Source organism: Enterocloster lavalensis (assembly GCF_046603895.1).
GTDB lineage: Bacteria > Bacillota > Clostridia > Lachnospirales > Lachnospiraceae > Enterocloster > Enterocloster lavalensis.
In genome coordinates, this window is record NZ_CP176637.1 from 5446956 (window position 1) to 5462896 (window position 15941).

The window sequence follows — 15941 nt, forward strand, 5'->3', positions numbered from 1 at the left end:
CGGCGGCAGGCCCTGTGAAGCTTTTTTAGCGCATGGGGAAGGGAGCCCATTTGACAGCGACAATCGCCCGCAGGCCGCGCTAACGGCCCATTGCATTCAAAAAAACAGGGACAGATTCCGGGATCTGTCCCTGTTGTAAGTGTAAAGTCAAATCTGCCTCCCGGTGACTGGGACCGGTAAAATGGCGGATTGTGCCCGCCCCATCAATACCAGGTTACGGGCGTAGGTCTTGCGGAATCGAAAATGTCCCTGGCGTCGAACAGGTCGCTCAGACGCTTTTTCGCGGGATCCTCCTGAACGGTGTCCTGATACAGGCGGTAGCCGTCCAGATTCCGCCTGGCCATACGGAAGTAGTTGGTGCCCTTCTGCATCCAGTAGGGGGTGCTGGCGTCCACATTGCAGAAATAGCGGAAACCTTTGGACTCCAGATACTTGAACCTGGGATTGTCCTCGGTGTAGGCGTGGAAATCCGCGATGTCGTTGCCGAAGGGGTAGAGGATGATGTCCGTGGGCCCGATGAGGGATTCCACCTCGGCTTCCCAGCGGTCCGTGTCGTGCCGGAAGCGCTCATCCTCGATGGCAAAGCCGTTGAAGGACTTTTCAGGGTTGGTGCTGACACCCAGCTTCAGGTGACCGAAGCTGTGGGAGGCCAGCTCCCAGCCGTTATCCCGAAGCGCCTGGGCCACCTTGGCGGCCTGTTCCCGGTCCGCCTCATAGGTGGGACTGTCGCTGTAGTTGGATGCGGTGCGGTACCCCAGGATCCCCTGGTAGCCTGTGAGGGCGATAACGGCTCTGGCGCCCCGGTAGGAGAAATCCGGGTGCTCCTGGATGAAGTCCTCCAGCAGGGGAACCAGATCGTAGGAACCGGTGGACACGGTGCCATCGTCCAGCGTCAGCTCACAGGTGGGCTTTCCGTCCTCGCCGATTACCATGCGGGTGGCGAAGCCGTCGTCCAGCATATAGTCGTAATAGCACACGTCGTCCTGGGACATAACAAAGGGCTTTTTGCCCTCCGGCAGCATGATCTTGCCGTAGACGAAGCGGGGATTTCCATTCTCATCAGGCTCTTCGTAGGCCACGTCATGGAGGCGCACCAGCACGTAACCGCGCTCGTACATGGCGTTCAAAATGCGCTTAAACTCATCCGCTGTGGTCATCACGGAGTTGTAGCCCTTGGAATCTGCATCCCCGTCAAAGGCCTTGGCCGTGTCCATGATCAGGGTGTGGAAGAAAACGTGGGTGATCTGGGTGTGATCCGCCTCCACCATCGTGTCCTTGGTGGCCAGATAGCCGCTTATGGCCTCCTGACCGCGGGGGTCCGAGGAAGCGGCGGGATCGCTCTCCACCAGGGCTACGGCCCCGTCGTAGTCGTAACCGGCGGCCAGCCGGTCGGCCTGGGCGATCAGCCGGTCCACCTCATCCAGCGCCGGCTCTGTGGGCTGCGTGACTTCCGTGTTGGGGGCAGTGCCGGCGGTGGCCGAGGCGATCACCTCCGTGTCCTTGGGCGGCCCGCTCTTTTTATGGAACAGAAAACGGCTTACGGCGAAGATACATCCGCCGATCAAAACCGTCAGCACAAACAGTACGATAAAAGTGGGAAGATGCCGGCTGAATCTGCTGCGGCGCCGGCGGGATACTCTGCGTCTATAGTCATTTTTACTCATCATTACAACCTCAACTCATAACTTCATTCTTTATGCATGATCCTTAGTATACTTTGTCGTCAACCGCAGGTTCGCGATAAGGGTTACGTTTCCTTAATATACTTTGTCGTCAACCGCAGGTTGACGATAAGACCTACGTTTCCTTAGTATAACATAAAATATGAAAAGATGGTACATCATTCAGACAAAATTTGCGGGAAAATGACATTGGGAAAAAATAGAAACCTTTTCGTTGAATTAAGGGGCGGAACGTGGTATCTTATTGATATCACATGAGAGCGTGTCCCCAAATTCATTCCCGCCGTCCGGCGGAAGTGACGTTTCAGGCCCGCTTCAGGAAAAGGAGAGTTGACTTAAATTATGGAAGAGATGATGAGAGATCCGAATTGCGCGTACTGCATGCAGGGAGATTTGGTGGCCAAATTTGCCTACCCCGTAGGTCCCATGGATACGGGGTTTCTGTATGTGTTTAAGGAGCAGAGCAAAAGAGGCCGCGTGGTGCTGGCCCACAACAAGCATGTGGGCGAGCTGATCGAGCTGACGGATGAGGAGCGGAACGCATTTTTTGCCGATGTGGCCAAGGTGGCGAGAGCGGTTCACGCCGTGTTCCACCCGGACAAGGTGAACTATGGCGCTTACGGCGACACCGGACATCACCTGCATTTCCACATCGTGCCCAAGTACAAGGGCGGCGAGGAGTGGGGCGGCACCTTTGAGATGAACAGCGGCCGCACCATTCTCACCGACGCGGAGTACGAGGAGATGGCAGAAGCCCTGCGCAAGGCTCTGGCAGAGCTGTAATTCCGGCCGTTTCCGGGCAGGAGACGCATACTTTCACGGCTTCCGGCGTAAATTTGGTAGTAGAATGAATTTTCGCAGGAGATGCCATGAAAGGAATATGTACGCTGATACTGGCCGCACTGCTGGTCTTGCAGCCGGCGGCCGCAAATGTCGTGTGGGCGCGTGAAGTCAGGCTGGAAATGGGGAATGAGGACGGCAGCCGGATGAAGGCTGTGGCTGCCGCGGCGGATGCCGCAGGAGCACAGGTCCAGGGTGGGCCGGCTGCCGCCGACACCCCTGGCCAGGATGCGGGCGACGCTATAATGGCCGACGCCCCTGGCCAGGAGCCGGGAGATGCCGCGATGGCCGGCACCCCTGGCCCGGATGCCGGCGACGCTGTAATGGCCGACACCTCCGGCCAGGAGCCGGGCGACGCTGTAATGGCCGACACCTCCGGCCAGGAGCCGGGAGACGCTGTAATGGCCGATACCTCCGGCCAGGAGCCGGGAGACGCCGTGATGGCTGCTGCCCCGGCCGCCGCGGTGGAGGTGCAAGCGCCCTCGGCCCTGCTGATGGAGGCCAGCACCGGGCAGGTGATCTACGAGAAGGATGCGGACCAGAAGCGCAGCCCGGCCAGCATCACGAAGATCATGACCCTGATCCTTATTTTCGACGCCCTGGAGTCGGGCAAGATCAAGATGACCGACGAGGTGGTGACCAGCGCCTACGCCAAATCCATGGGCGGCTCCCAGGTATTTCTGGAGGAGGGCGAGAAGCAGACCGTGGAGACGCTGATCAAGTGTATCATCATCGCCTCGGGAAACGACGCCTCGGTTACCATGGCGGAATACATAGGGGGCACGGAACAGGAGTTCGTGCGCATGATGAACGAACGGGCCGCTGGTCTGGGCATGACCAACACCCACTTTGTGGACTGCTGCGGCCTGACCGATTCCCCGGACCATGTGACCACGGCCCGGGATATCGCGATCATGTCCCGGGAGCTGATCAACCGGTATCCGCAGATTCACAATTACTCCACCATCTGGATGGAGAACATTACCCACGTGACCAAACAGGGGACCAAGGAATTTGGACTGTCCAACACCAACAAGTTGTTGAAAATGGCAACCAATTTCACGGTGACAGGCCTGAAAACCGGCTCCACCTCCCTGGCAAAATACTGTCTGTCCGCCACGGCGGAGAAGGACGGCGTGCGGCTGATCGCCGTGGTCATGGCGGCCCCGGACTTTAAGGCCCGGTTTGCCGACGCCCAGACCATGCTGAATTACGGTTACGCCAACTGCCGCCTCTACGAGGACAAAGAGATGCTGCCGCTGCCGCAGATGGCCGTCACGGGCGGCGTTGCCGATCAGGTTCCACTGTATTATGAAGGAAGCTTTTCCTATCTGAGCTTAAGCGGCGAGGATCTGGACCAGGTGGAGAAGAATCTGGTGCTGGAGGAGTCGCTGCCCGCTCCGGTGACAAAGGGCCAGGCCGCCGGTGTGATCACCTACACGTTGGGAGGAAAGAAGCTGGGCGAGGTCCGGGTGCTGGCCGCCGCCGACGTGGAGGAAGCGGGATATATGGATTACTTAAAGAAGCTGGCGGGGGCGTGGCTGGGAACGGCCGGATGGTTGCCGCAGGCGTCAGATTAGGGAGAAAGAGAACGATGAAACACTACATTATCGTAAAGTTTAACCAGGAGGGAAAACAGCGGGAGAATCTGGTTCAAGAGATCGAAGCGCTGTTTCGGGAATCCGTGGATATAAAAGGGGTTCACGGGGTGTCCGTGCACACCTCGGTGATTGACTTGCCCAACCGGTACGACCTTATGATCTGCGTTGAGATGGAGCGAGAGTCCCTCCGCCTGTTCGACGATTCGGAGATCCATCTAAAATGGAAGGCCGGATATGCGCAATATTTGGAGTCTAAAACAATATTTGATTGTGATTAGGGTTCGGAGCGCGCGGTCCGTGAGACATTTTTACGGGAATCCTCCTGAATTTCGTGCACAATGATGTTTTTTATCTTTTTGACTCAAAAAAGTTGACAAATCCTTAACGTTTTTCTATAATGGGTTCCATGTTAAAGGATTGACAGGATTAAAAAGGATTGAAGAAATGATGAGGGAGCGCCGGTGCTTGCAGCCGGCGCTCCCTCGGCGTTTCCGGTATGCTTGGGCACAATGGGGTGTGTTTTGTTTGAAGCTGCGGCGGAGAACAGAGCGCACCCTTTGTTGTTGAAAAAGGCGAACCGCGGGCAGTGCCTGCGGGGGACCGCACATAAAACCAAAAGGAACAGGAGGAGACAATTATGAGTTTTTCGGCAGTCAACACAATCTGGGTTCTGGTAGGGGCGGCGCTGGTGTTTTTCATGCAGGCTGGATTTGCAATGGTGGAGACCGGTTTTACCAGAGCCAAAAACGCAGGGAACATTATCATGAAGAACCTGATGGATTTCGCCATCGGCACGCCGCTTTTCTGGCTCATGGGCTTTGGCCTGATGTTCGGCGGAACGGGAGCGCTGATCGGAGGCTTTGACCCGCTGGTTCTGGGGGATTATACCCAGGTGCTTCCGGAGGGGGTGCCGTTGCCGGCGTTTTTGATTTTCCAGACCGTATTCTGCGCCACGGCTGCAACCATCGTGTCCGGAGCCATGGCGGAGCGCACAAAATTCATTTCCTATTGCATCTACAGCGCGGCCATCAGCCTGTTCATTTACCCGGTTTCCGGTCACTGGATCTGGGGCGGCGGCTGGCTGGCGCAGATGGGATTTCACGATTTTGCCGGATCCACTGCGGTTCATATGTGCGGCGGCGTGGCGGCCTTTGTGGGAGCGAAGATCCTGGGGCCGCGTATTGGCAAATACGGCGCGGACGGCAGCTCTAAGGCGATCCTGGGCCACAGCCTGACGCTGGGGGCCCTGGGGGTATTCATTCTGTGGTTCTGCTGGTTTGGTTTCAACGGATGTTCCACGGTCTCCATGACCGGGGACGAGACCATCTACTCTGCGGGTAATATTTTCGTAACCACCAACCTGGCGGCCGCTACGGCCACGGTGGCCACCATGGTCATTACCTGGATCCGCTACAAAAAGCCGGATGTGTCCATGACCCTGAACGGTTCCCTGGCGGGCCTGGTGGCTATCACTGCGGGCTGCGACCTGGTAAATCCCATGGGCGCGTTTTTCATCGGCCTGGCTGCGGCTTTTGTGGTGGTGTTCGGCATCGAGTTTGTGGATAAAATCCTGAAGGTGGACGATCCGGTGGGCGCGGTGGGCGTTCACGGGCTGTGCGGCGCGGTGGGAACCATCCTGACCGGGGTGTTTGCGGTAAACGGCGGGCTGGCCTATGGAGGCGGTTTCCATATGGTGTCTGTGCAGCTTCTGGGCGTGGCCGCGGTGATCGCCTGGGTGGCCGTGACCATGACCGTGGTATTCAGCGTGCTCAAGCATACCATCGGCCTGCGGGCCAGCGCCGAGGAGGAGACCAGAGGTTTGGATGTGACGGAGCACAACCTGGCCAGCTCCTATGCGGATTTTATGCCCATGGTGTTTACCGGGGCAGAGTCAGGAGAGGCAGAGAAGCCGGTATCAGTGGAAAAGGCGGTGACGGTGGAACACTTCCCGGAGGAGACGCCGCAAGCTGGGGATCAGACAGAAAAGGCGGCCAGGGCTGCGGAGCTGACCAAGGTGGTGATGATATTCAACCAGGAGCGCTTTGTGCCTCTGAAGGAGGAACTGACCAGGATCGGCGTTTCCGGCATGACCATTACTCAGGTGATGGGGGGCGGAACTCAGAAGGGCCACACCAACTATTATCGGGGCGTCAAAATCGAGGAGGTGGCGCTGCTGCCCAAAATCAAGCTGGAGGTCGTGGTCAGCAAGGTCCCGGTTCGGGACGTGATCGATACGGCCAAACGTGTGCTCTACACCGGCCGTATCGGGGACGGAAAGATTTTCGTGTATGATGTGAGAAACGTGGTGAAGGTGCGGACCGGGGAGGAGGGCTACGACGCGCTGCAGGGCGAGTAAGGACGGCCGGAGCGGACTAAGCTGAATATTTTTCGATCTATAATAAAGCTGGAGATTCAAAAGCGGAACACCGCTTCCAATGAATTTCCGGCTTTTCAATTCTGCGCGCCTGATTCCCGACAAGCTGTGCAAGCGTTACGGTACACTCCGTTCCCAGTAACACGCTTCGCGATGCACAGAAACGGCAAAAAACGCCGTTTCGCGCCGCTTTCCTCGGGTTTTCTGTGACTTCCGCTGCGCTCCACTCACAAAAAACGCCTCGCGGGATATTACCTGTGAACAGTAACGTGCAAGCCCCCTCTCTGGGACAAATTGGGAGAAAGTGCTGACTTTAGAGCCGGTTCATGGTAAAATGGAAGGGAGTTTTAGGAAAATGACCGGCCGGATGCTTAGAGCGCGAGGGGGAAATTTGTATGAGAGAACTGGTTTGGGGGAAGACGCTGCGGTCGCGGCTGATCCGCTACAACTTCTTTATAATCTGCGTCATCGCCATTTTTGTCAGCGTGTGCAGCTATATTACGGCCAGCCGGAAGACGCTGGAGGTGGCGAAGAATTCGCTGCAGCATCACGTGGAGAGCATCTCCTACCGGTATCATCTGGCCTATGAGGAGATGATCAATATTGTCCTCAACTGCACGGAGCGCAAGACCTTTAACCTGGGAGAAATTGGAAGAGGACTGACGCCGGGGGCCAGGAAGAAGGGGCTGGATTACGCGGAGCTGATCAAGGATTACTGTGCGATCACGGAATATGGGGATTATATTGTGAAGCTGTCCGTGTTTGACGACCGGGGCGGCATGGTGCAGACGGGCTCTTCCTTTGGCAGCACGGATGACGCCCGGGGGATTCTGGAAAGCGGCTGGCTGGACCGGGAGCTGGACAAGACCATGGACAGCTATGAGCTGGATCTGGTGGAATCGCCCTTTTTCCAGCACGAGGGGCAGGTGCTTCCAATCGCCAGGACGCTGACCGGGAGCCGGACGAATCCGGGCGGCTGGGTGGTGCTGTGCCTGTCCACGGACCTGTTTCAGGATGTGCTGAGAGATACCACCGGGGGCCAGGAGGCCGTGGTGGTGACCAACAGCGGCAAACGGATCGCCTCACTCTATGAGCCGGAGGACCACCGGGCGGAAAATGACCGGGTAATTCGGGAATTGCAGCAGTCCGGGCAGGACAAGGGGCTTGTGGAAATGCGGCTGCACGGCAAAAACAGCCTGGTGGCCTTTGAGAAATACGGGCGCAGCGGAATTATGGTCTACGAGACCATCACCCTGGACAGCCTGAAAAACGACCGGATCATGATGATCCAGACCGTGATTATCATGTTTACGGCCTGCCTGATTTTCGGATTTATCCTGTCCGTGCTGATCACAAACCAGATCAAAAAGCCCATCGACCGGCTGGTGCGGCACATCGGAGACGTGGCCGCCGGGGACTTCACCCGGGACCCGGACATCGAGGGGGAGGACGAGATCGGCACCGTAGGCAAGGTGGTCAACGACATGTCAGAGCAGATCGACACCCTGATGGCGGAGCGGCTGGAGGTGGAGAAGGAGAAGGGGGATTTGGAGCTGAAAATGCTTCAGGCCCAGATCAATCCCCATTTTCTGTATAACACCCTGGATTCCATCCGCTGGATCGCCGTGATACAGAAGAGCAGCGGGATCGTCAAGATGGTGACGGCGCTGTCCGGGCTGTTGAAAAACATGGCAAAGGGATTTAACGAGAAGGTGACGTTCCGGAAGGAACTGGATTTCCTCAACGATTATGTTACCATTGAAAAGGTAAAGTATGTGGAGCTGTTTGACCTGGTGGTTCAGGTGGACGAGCCGGAGCTTTACGAGGCGTTGGTGATCAAGCTCACCCTGCAGCCCCTGGTGGAAAATGCGATTTTCAACGGCATTGAGCCGGGAGGCAAGCATGGAACCATCCTGATCCACGCATACAGGGACGGGGAGGACTTTGTCATCCGGGTGAGGGACGACGGCGTCGGCATCCCCAGGGAGAAGATGGCCACCATCCTGAATAATACGGAGAAAGTGAAGGGCAGCTCCATGAGCGGAATCGGCCTGCCAAATGTGGACCGGCGCATCAAGCTTAACTATGGCGATGAATACGGACTTACCATAGAGAGCGAGGAAGGCGGCTTTACGGAGATAACCATCCGGATGCCGCTGGAATTCGCGGCCGGCTAAGCCCGGCCCGCGCGGATAAGAACGCGGAGCCCGGCCCACGCGGTCCGGAACCGCCCGGTCCATGCGGCCTGGAACTGCAGACCCGACTCATGCGGCCCGGAACCGCAGACCCGGCCCATGCGAACCGAAACCGCGGAGCCCGGCTCACGCGGCCTGGAACCGCCCGGCCCGCACAGCCATAGAAACAGATGAAACAGGTAAGGGGAAAAGACATATGTATCGTGTGATGATCGTGGACGACGAGCCGCTTATTCTGGCGGGAATCGCGTCCCTGCTGGATTGGAAGGAATACGGATGCGAGATTGCCGGGAAGGCGGCCAACGGGCAGCAGGCGTTAAAGCTAATGGAGGAGCAGAAGCCGGACATTGTGATTACGGATATCAAGATGCCCGGAATGGACGGCATCGGTTTTATGAAGGCCGTGAAGGAGCGGGGCTGGGACGATGTGAGCTTCATCCTGCTGACCAATCTGGAGGAATTCAGCCTGGCCCGGCAGGCCTTGTCTCTGGGCGCGGTGGAGTACCTGGTGAAAATGGAGCTGACGGAGGAAAAGCTGGCGGACAGCTTACGGCTTGCCATGGAGCGGCGGGAGTTAAAGCGCAAGGCGGATACGGCCGGAACGGCGGGGACCGTTTCAAGGGAGGAAGCGTTAAAGGGATATATCGAGGGGCTGCTGGCGGGCGACGGCGGCAGCATGGAAGATGGGACCGGCGGCCGGGACGGGGAGTTCGATTCCTTTCTGCGGGAACCGGTATTGGCCATCGTCAGCTTTAATTACGGATACGAGGGATTTTCCGCTGATTTTACAAAGGAGGACCAGAAGAAGGTCATTTCCTTTGCGGAAAATATTATCGGACAGATGGTGAAGGGGTATTTTGACCACAGCTGTCTGGTGCGCCGGGAGCTGAACAGCCTGGTGCTGGTGGTGTCCACGGAGGGGATTGAAGATTACCGGGAGCAGATCCGCAGCCTGGGGGAGAAGATCCTGTCCGTGGTGAAGGACTATTTCGAGGTGTCCGTTTCCGTGGCTGTCAGCAGCAAGAAGGAGAGTATGGGCGAGTTCGGGGCCCTGCTGTACGAGGCCATGAGCGCCACCAACCACTACTTTTACCACTCCCTGGACCCGGTGGTGTTTTATTCCGGGGAATGCGAGACCAGCGCCAGGCACACGGGGAGCTTCCACATCGGATTCCTGAAAAAGGATCTGTCCCAGGCCGTGGCCTTAAACGACAGCGCGCGGCTGGAGGAGATACTGGACCAGGTGGCCTGCCTGTTAAGGGAGAACAACCCCTCCAGGCAGCAGGCGGTCAACGCCTGCGCCAACCTGTATTTCTTCCTGTCCTCCTTCTTTGAGGACGGGGAGGAGCCGGACTTTCCGTACGAGGTCAATATCATGGAAAAGCTGGGGCGGCTGGGGACCCTGGGCCAGATCATCCAGTGGATTAACTGGTTCAAGGAGGCGGTTTCCGCCATTCTGGAGCGCCGCAGGGATACCCGGGTGGACAAGATCGCGGAGATGGTCCGGGAGTACGTGATGGAGCACTACAAGGAGCGCATCACCCTGGGGCAGGCGGCGGAGGCGCTGAACATCAGCCAGGGGTATTTGAGCACCGCCTTTAAAAAGCAGTCGGGGGAATCCTTTACCAGCTATGTGTCCGCAATCAAGATCGAGAAGGCCAAGGAGCTGATCGCCGGGCATCAGTACATGATGTACGAGATATCGGATTTGCTGGGCTTTGACACGCCCTTTTATTTCAGCAAGGTGTTCAAAAAGGTCACCGGCATGTCGCCCAAGGAGTATGAGGCCCAGTGCCTGAAACAGAAAAAAGTGTAAAAATATGAAAATTTTATATAAAAAAATAAAATCCACCTGAAAATATTGCAAAAACCATGAAACGGGTCGATTCGGTTTTAATGCCGGTTCTGGTATAGTTATATCAGAATTTGAAACTGCAAATTTTAAAGGAGGGTCTTATTATGAGATTAAAGAAAACAGTGGCATTGGCGCTGGTAACGGCTATGGCGGCGACCATGACGGCAGGCTGCGGCGGCGGTTCATCCGACAAGGGATCTGCGGCTCCCGAGACCACAGCGGCGGGCAGCGAGGCTGCGGGAAGTGAAGCAGCGGAGAGCAAGGAGACCACGGCGGCCGCTTCCGGAGAGAAGCAGAAGCTGACCGTGTCTGTGTGGGACAACGACGCGACGCCCCAGTTCTCTTCCGTGACAAAGGCATTTATGGAGAAATATCCGGATGTTGAGGTTGAGTTCATCGACGCTCCGTCCGACGAGTACAACAACAAGGTGACGGTTATGCTGGCCGGTGGAGATTCCGATCCGGATGTCATTTTTGTAAAGGGCACTGAGAACCAGGTGACCATGAAGGACAAGAACCAGATCCTGAACCTGGATGAGTATATCGCCAAGGACGGCATCGACCTGACCATGTACAACGGCGTTGCGGATCAGTTAAAGATGGACGGCAGCAGCTACACCCTTCCCTTCCGCAAAGACTGGTATATGCTGTACTACAACAAGGATCTGTTCGACAAGGCCGGCGTTGAGTATCCCTCCGCTGACATGACCTGGGATGAGTACGAGGCGCTGGCTAAGAAGATGACCAGCGGCGAGGGCAGCGAGAAGGTATACGGAAGCCACAACCACACCTGGCAGGCGCTGGTAGCCAACTGGGCCGTTCAGGATGGCAAGAACACCCTGATGAGCGAGGACTACAGCTTCTTAAAGCCCTACTATGAGCAGGCGCTGCGGATGCAGGACGAGGGCGTTGTACAGAGCTACGCCAACTTAAAGACCGGCAGCATCCACTACATCAGCGTGTTTGAGCAGCAGCAGTGCGCAATGCTTCCCATGGGTTCCTGGTTCATCGGAACGCTGATTCAGGACAAGGAAGCCGGAAAGTATGACTTCAACTGGGGCGTAACCACCATTCCTCATCCGGCGGACACTCAGGCGGGAGCCACCGTTGGTTCCACCACGCCCGTAGCCATCAACGCCAAGACCGATGTTCCTGATCTGGCCTGGGAGTATGTGAAGTTCGTAACCGGTGAAGAGGGCGCCATGGTACTGGCCGACAACGGAATCTTCCCGGCGGCAGAATCGGATGAAATCAGCAGCAAGCTTGCGGCAATCCCCGGATTCCCCGAGGACGGCCAGGCTGCCCTTAAGACCACCAGCTGGGTTCTGGACCGTCCGCTGGATGCCAAGATGGCGGCTGTGAGAAAGGTGCTGGAGGAAGAGCATGACCTGATCATGATCGGCGAGGAGGATGTGGATACCGGTATCGCCAACATGAACCAGAGAGCTCAGGAAGCCAGAGAAGATTAATTCATTAAACCATAAGCGATTAAGATAACAAGCAAAGAGCGTCTGATTAACGTGTCAACGAGGGTTGGACGCTCTTTTTGCGCCTTAAAATAAGGAAAATGGTGATCAGAATGACGGGAAAACAGAAAAAAGCATTGAAGAGGAATATCATTGGTTACTCTTTCATCCTTCCCAATTTTATCGGATACTTTATATTTATTTTCGTCCCGGTTATATTGACCTTCGTCCTGTGCGTGATGAAGTGGGACGGCTCCAGCGCGCCCCTGGAGTTTGTGGGGCTTCAGAACTTTGCCAAATTGTTCCGCGACAGCGGATTTCGCATATCGGTGAAGAATACGCTGTACTACGCGGTGTTCACTGTTCCCTTAACCATGGTGGCGTCCCTGCTGATCGCAGTGCTGCTCAACTCCAAGATCAGGGGCATCGTGGTGTACCGCACCGCATTTTTCTTCCCTTACGTTGCCTCCCTGGTGGCGGTGGGCGCTGTGTGGAACATGCTGTTCCAGCCAGAATTCGGCCCCATCAATGAGTTCCTCAAATTCATCGGCGTCGCCAATCCGCCCAAGTGGTGCGCTTCCACGGACTGGGCCATGACGGTGATCATCATCGTCAGCGTGTGGAAATACATGGGGTATTACATGGTGGTGTATCTGGCGGCCCTCCAGGGCATTTCCCAGGATCTGTACGAGGCGGCCAGCATCGACGGAGCCACCGGCTTTAAAAAGTTCCGCTACATCACCATTCCCATGCTGACACCCACCACCTTTTTCGTCATCATCATGATGACCATCCAGTGCTTTAAGGTATTCGACCTGATTTACGTCATGACCGGAGGCGGTCCCGGCCGGTCTACCAACGTGCTGGTAAACCATATCTACAACGCGGCCTTTGTGGACTTCAAGTTCGGCTACGCCAGCGCCAGCGCCCTTGTGCTCTTTGCCATCGTGCTCGTGGTGACGGTGATTCAGTTCAGAGGCGAGAAGAAGTTCACGGACTATGTATAGGAGGGGCATGAGATGGAAACGAGAACGGTAAAAAGTAAAATATTCATCTATACGCTGCTGACCGCCATGGCGGTATTGGTGGTCATCCCCTTCGGGTGGATGCTTCTGGCCTCCGTAAAGACCAGCAACGAGGTGTTCAGCATCCCCATGAAGCTGTTTCCCAAGGAATTTCAGTGGGTGAACTACCAGACGATCTGGGATAAGATTCCGCTGTTAACCTTCTTTAAAAATACCTTCAAGATCGCAGTGTGCACCACCGCGCTCCAGGTGCTGACCAGCTGTTTTGCGGCTTACGGCTTTTCCAAGGTGGAGTTTAAGGGAAGGGATTTCCTGTTTCTGGTGTCGGTCACCACCTTTGCGGTGCCCTGGCAGGCCTACATGGTGCCCCAGTTCGCACTGATCTCCAGAATGGGGCTCACGGATTCCCATCTGGGACTGATCCTGATGCAGGCGTTTTCCGGCTTCGGCGTGTTCCTGATCCGGCAGTTCATGATCGGTATCCCCAACGAGCTTTTGGAGGCGGCCAGGATCGACGGGCTGACCGAATACGGGATTTTCGGCAAGATTGCGCTGCCTTTGGTAAAACCGGGCATCGCCACGCTGGTTATTTTTACATTTGTAAATATCTGGAATGACTTTATGGGGCCGTTGATCTACTTAAACAGCACCAAATTAAAGACCATCCAGCTGGGCATCCGCATGTTCATCTCCCAGTACGGGGCGGATTACGCCCTGATCATGGCGGCCTCCGTCTGCTCCCTGATCCCGGTGCTGATCGTGTTTATGGTATGCCAGAAATGGTTTGTGGAAGGAATTACGGCCGGAGGCGTGAAAGGCTGATAAAGAGGAGGGCACAGATGGAGATGCAGAAGATCGATATGAAGTGGTGCGCCCGGTATTGCAGGGAATTCTGGCCGGAGGAGTGCGCCCACATCCTGCGGATTGCAGACGATGCGGTAGAACAGCGCTTTCTGTTCGACCTGCCCTGGGATATGGAGCAGACCGCGGAGGCCGTGGAGTTTGCGGGGGACATTGACTGGCAGTATATGCCCAAGGGCGATCCGGAATTTATCTACCAGTTCAACCGCCACCGGTACTGGATCTGTCTGGGCCAGGCTTACGCTCTGACCGGAGATGAGAAGTACGCCGCGTGTTTTGTGGGACAGCTGACATCCTGGCTGGAGGAAAATCCCATAAATCCGGGGACGGTCAAAACCACCTGGCGCACCATCGAGGCCGGAATCCGGGGAGAAAACTGGGTGAAGGCCATGGAATACTTCCGGGACTGTCCGGTGGTGACGGAGGAGGTGCGGGAGCGGTTTCTGCACGGACTGCACCTGCACGGGCAGTATCTCCTGGACTGCAGGGTGCCCTTCAGCGATAAGAGCAACTGGGGCGTGCTGGAGAACCACGGCCTGTTCGACATCGGCGCGTATCTCATGGAGCACGGCAAAGACGGCCGGGGCGGCAGCTTAAGCGCCGGAACGGGTCTGGCGGAGGCCGGGGAAACGTACGTGGCGGAGGCCCTGGTGCGCCTGGAACGGGAGCTTGCCATCCAGGTTATGGACGACGGGGTTCACTGGGAGCAGTCTCCCATGTACCACAACGAGGTGCTGCGCTGCGTGCTGGAGGTGCTGCGGATGGCAAAACGCCGGGGAATCAGCCTGCCGCCCGCCCTCACCGGACAGGCCCGGGCTATGGCCTTAGCGGACCTGGCCTGGATGAAGCCGGACAGGACCCAGCCCTGCGGCGGGGACAGCGACCGGACGGACCTGCGGGACGTGTTCACCCTGGCGGCCTGGCTGTTAAAGGACGAGGAGCTGCGTTTTGCGGGATATGAGCGCCTGGATTTCGACAGCGTCTGGGACCTGGGGGAGGAGGCTGCCCTGGAGTATCGGAGTATGAAGTCCAAAGCGCCGGAACGGCTCTTTTACCCCATGGAGCAGAGCGGAAACTGGTGCCTGCGGTCCGGCTGGGGCTGGGATGGGGACTATCTGCATTTTAAATGCGGTTCCCTGGGAGGCGGACACGGCCACTTTGACAAGCTCCACGTGGATCTTTGCGTGGCCGGGGAGGACGTGCTCATCGATTCCGGCCGCTACACCTACGTGGACGGAAGCCTGCGCAGGCAGCTCAAATCCTCCTGCGCCCACAATGTGCCGGTGGTGGACTGGCAGGAATACACCCAGTGCGCGGGTTCCTGGGAGGTGAAGGGGCGGACGGCGCCCGCTGCCCGGGACTGGTGCAAAAAGGGGCCGTATACATTTTTACAGGGCTCCCATCTGGGGTATCTGCCAGCCGGAGTTCTGGTAAACCGCAGGCTCCTCTCCATCGGCTCCCGGATCCATGTGATTGCGGATGAGTTCTACGGGGCCGGAACCCATGTGTGCGGCCAGGTGTTCCATCTGAACCCGGCCGGAAGCGTGGAACTGGGGGAGGACGGCTTCCTCTACCGCGGAGCCAGGGCGGAAACCGCGTTTTACCGGTTAAAACCGTCCGAGGGCGGAGGAGCGGAGGGAATGGAGCTGGAGGAGACGCCGGTTTCATTTCACTACAACCAGCTGGAATACGCGCCCTGCGTCAGCCTGTGGAGGGAAGCGCCTCTGTTTGTCTCCATGATCACGGTGGCCGCCGGATACGAGGCGGGCGATCCCAATCCCTACACGGTGGAGCGGGTGCCGGTCACAGCCCCTGTCACGGGCAGACAGCTCGGGGACGGGGAAGCGGAGGGACTGCGGATCCGGGACGGCAGGCATTCCTGGCTGATCATCCTGAACCATCTGGAAACGGGTGCGGACGGCGAGTACATCGGCGCGGACGGCCATTACGGCCTGGGGCGCGTGATGGTTCTGGACGAGGCAGAGCCGGGAAGCCGGTTGACCGTTCTCCAGTGGTAACATGCGCATATAGTAAAGGAGCGG

General features: G+C 57.2%; 11 protein-coding genes. 10 read left to right on the top strand and 1 reads right to left on the bottom strand.

The window, feature by feature from the left end; all coding sequences use genetic code 11:
• Nucleotides 1-203: 203 nt before the first annotated feature.
• Complete coding sequence (locus tag ACK2JC_RS24500; RefSeq protein WP_320938486.1) at nucleotides 204-1664, bottom strand: polysaccharide deacetylase; 1461 nt, start codon at nucleotides 1662-1664, stop codon at nucleotides 204-206.
• A 360-nt stretch (nucleotides 1665-2024) separates the two neighbouring features.
• On the opposite strand from ACK2JC_RS24500, the gene ACK2JC_RS24505 reads away from it, so the two are divergent.
• The 10 genes from ACK2JC_RS24505 (at nucleotide 2025) to ACK2JC_RS24550 (ending at nucleotide 15917) form a co-directional block, all read left to right on the top strand.
• On the top strand, nucleotides 2025-2465 hold the full coding sequence (locus ACK2JC_RS24505; protein ID WP_007720094.1) for an HIT family protein: 441 nt from the start codon (nucleotides 2025-2027) through the stop codon (nucleotides 2463-2465).
• A 341-nt stretch (nucleotides 2466-2806) separates the two neighbouring features.
• A complete protein-coding gene (locus ACK2JC_RS24510) occupies nucleotides 2807-4102 on the top strand; it encodes a D-alanyl-D-alanine carboxypeptidase family protein (RefSeq protein WP_411338531.1) in 1296 nt (431 codons plus the stop codon).
• 14 nt (nucleotides 4103-4116) lie between these two features.
• The gene (locus tag ACK2JC_RS24515; RefSeq protein ID WP_320938484.1) at nucleotides 4117-4401 is read left to right on the top strand and encodes a hypothetical protein; all 285 of its coding nucleotides are present in this window, start codon (nucleotides 4117-4119) and stop codon (nucleotides 4399-4401) included.
• A gap of 359 nt (nucleotides 4402-4760) precedes the next feature.
• Complete coding sequence (locus ACK2JC_RS24520) at nucleotides 4761-6479, top strand: ammonium transporter (protein ID WP_368270930.1); 1719 nt, start codon at nucleotides 4761-4763, stop codon at nucleotides 6477-6479.
• A gap of 413 nt (nucleotides 6480-6892) precedes the next feature.
• The gene (locus ACK2JC_RS24525; protein WP_320936821.1) at nucleotides 6893-8674 is read left to right on the top strand and encodes a sensor histidine kinase; all 1782 of its coding nucleotides are present in this window, start codon (nucleotides 6893-6895) and stop codon (nucleotides 8672-8674) included.
• Nucleotides 8675-8888: 214 nt separating this feature from the next.
• Entirely contained in the window at nucleotides 8889-10508 is a 1620-nt protein-coding gene (locus ACK2JC_RS24530) for a response regulator (protein ID WP_368270931.1), read from the top strand.
• 143 nt (nucleotides 10509-10651) lie between these two features.
• The gene (locus ACK2JC_RS24535; protein ID WP_320936819.1) at nucleotides 10652-12016 is read left to right on the top strand and encodes a sugar ABC transporter substrate-binding protein; all 1365 of its coding nucleotides are present in this window, start codon (nucleotides 10652-10654) and stop codon (nucleotides 12014-12016) included.
• A 110-nt stretch (nucleotides 12017-12126) separates the two neighbouring features.
• Nucleotides 12127-13020 (top strand): carbohydrate ABC transporter permease, encoded by an 894-nt coding sequence (locus tag ACK2JC_RS24540; protein WP_182481704.1) that lies wholly within the window; start codon nucleotides 12127-12129, stop codon nucleotides 13018-13020.
• Between the two features lie 12 nt (nucleotides 13021-13032).
• Entirely contained in the window at nucleotides 13033-13860 is an 828-nt protein-coding gene (locus ACK2JC_RS24545; RefSeq protein WP_118757084.1) for a carbohydrate ABC transporter permease, read from the top strand.
• 17 nt (nucleotides 13861-13877) lie between these two features.
• Complete coding sequence (locus ACK2JC_RS24550; RefSeq protein WP_320936818.1) at nucleotides 13878-15917, top strand: alginate lyase family protein; 2040 nt, start codon at nucleotides 13878-13880, stop codon at nucleotides 15915-15917.
• The last annotated feature ends 24 nt before the right edge of the window (nucleotides 15918-15941 follow it).

Coding starts and splice junctions, on each gene's coding strand:
- ACK2JC_RS24500 (WP_320938486.1), bottom strand. CDS start 1,664: ATGAGTAAAAATGACTATAGACGCAGAGTATCCCGCCGGCGCCGCAGC.
- ACK2JC_RS24505 (WP_007720094.1), top strand. CDS start 2,025: ATGGAAGAGATGATGAGAGATCCGAATTGCGCGTACTGCATGCAGGGA.
- ACK2JC_RS24510 (WP_411338531.1), top strand. CDS start 2,807: ATGGCCGGCACCCCTGGCCCGGATGCCGGCGACGCTGTAATGGCCGAC.
- ACK2JC_RS24515 (WP_320938484.1), top strand. CDS start 4,117: ATGAAACACTACATTATCGTAAAGTTTAACCAGGAGGGAAAACAGCGG.
- ACK2JC_RS24520 (WP_368270930.1), top strand. CDS start 4,761: ATGAGTTTTTCGGCAGTCAACACAATCTGGGTTCTGGTAGGGGCGGCG.
- ACK2JC_RS24525 (WP_320936821.1), top strand. CDS start 6,893: ATGAGAGAACTGGTTTGGGGGAAGACGCTGCGGTCGCGGCTGATCCGC.
- ACK2JC_RS24530 (WP_368270931.1), top strand. CDS start 8,889: ATGTATCGTGTGATGATCGTGGACGACGAGCCGCTTATTCTGGCGGGA.
- ACK2JC_RS24535 (WP_320936819.1), top strand. CDS start 10,652: ATGAGATTAAAGAAAACAGTGGCATTGGCGCTGGTAACGGCTATGGCG.
- ACK2JC_RS24540 (WP_182481704.1), top strand. CDS start 12,127: ATGACGGGAAAACAGAAAAAAGCATTGAAGAGGAATATCATTGGTTAC.
- ACK2JC_RS24545 (WP_118757084.1), top strand. CDS start 13,033: ATGGAAACGAGAACGGTAAAAAGTAAAATATTCATCTATACGCTGCTG.
- ACK2JC_RS24550 (WP_320936818.1), top strand. CDS start 13,878: ATGGAGATGCAGAAGATCGATATGAAGTGGTGCGCCCGGTATTGCAGG.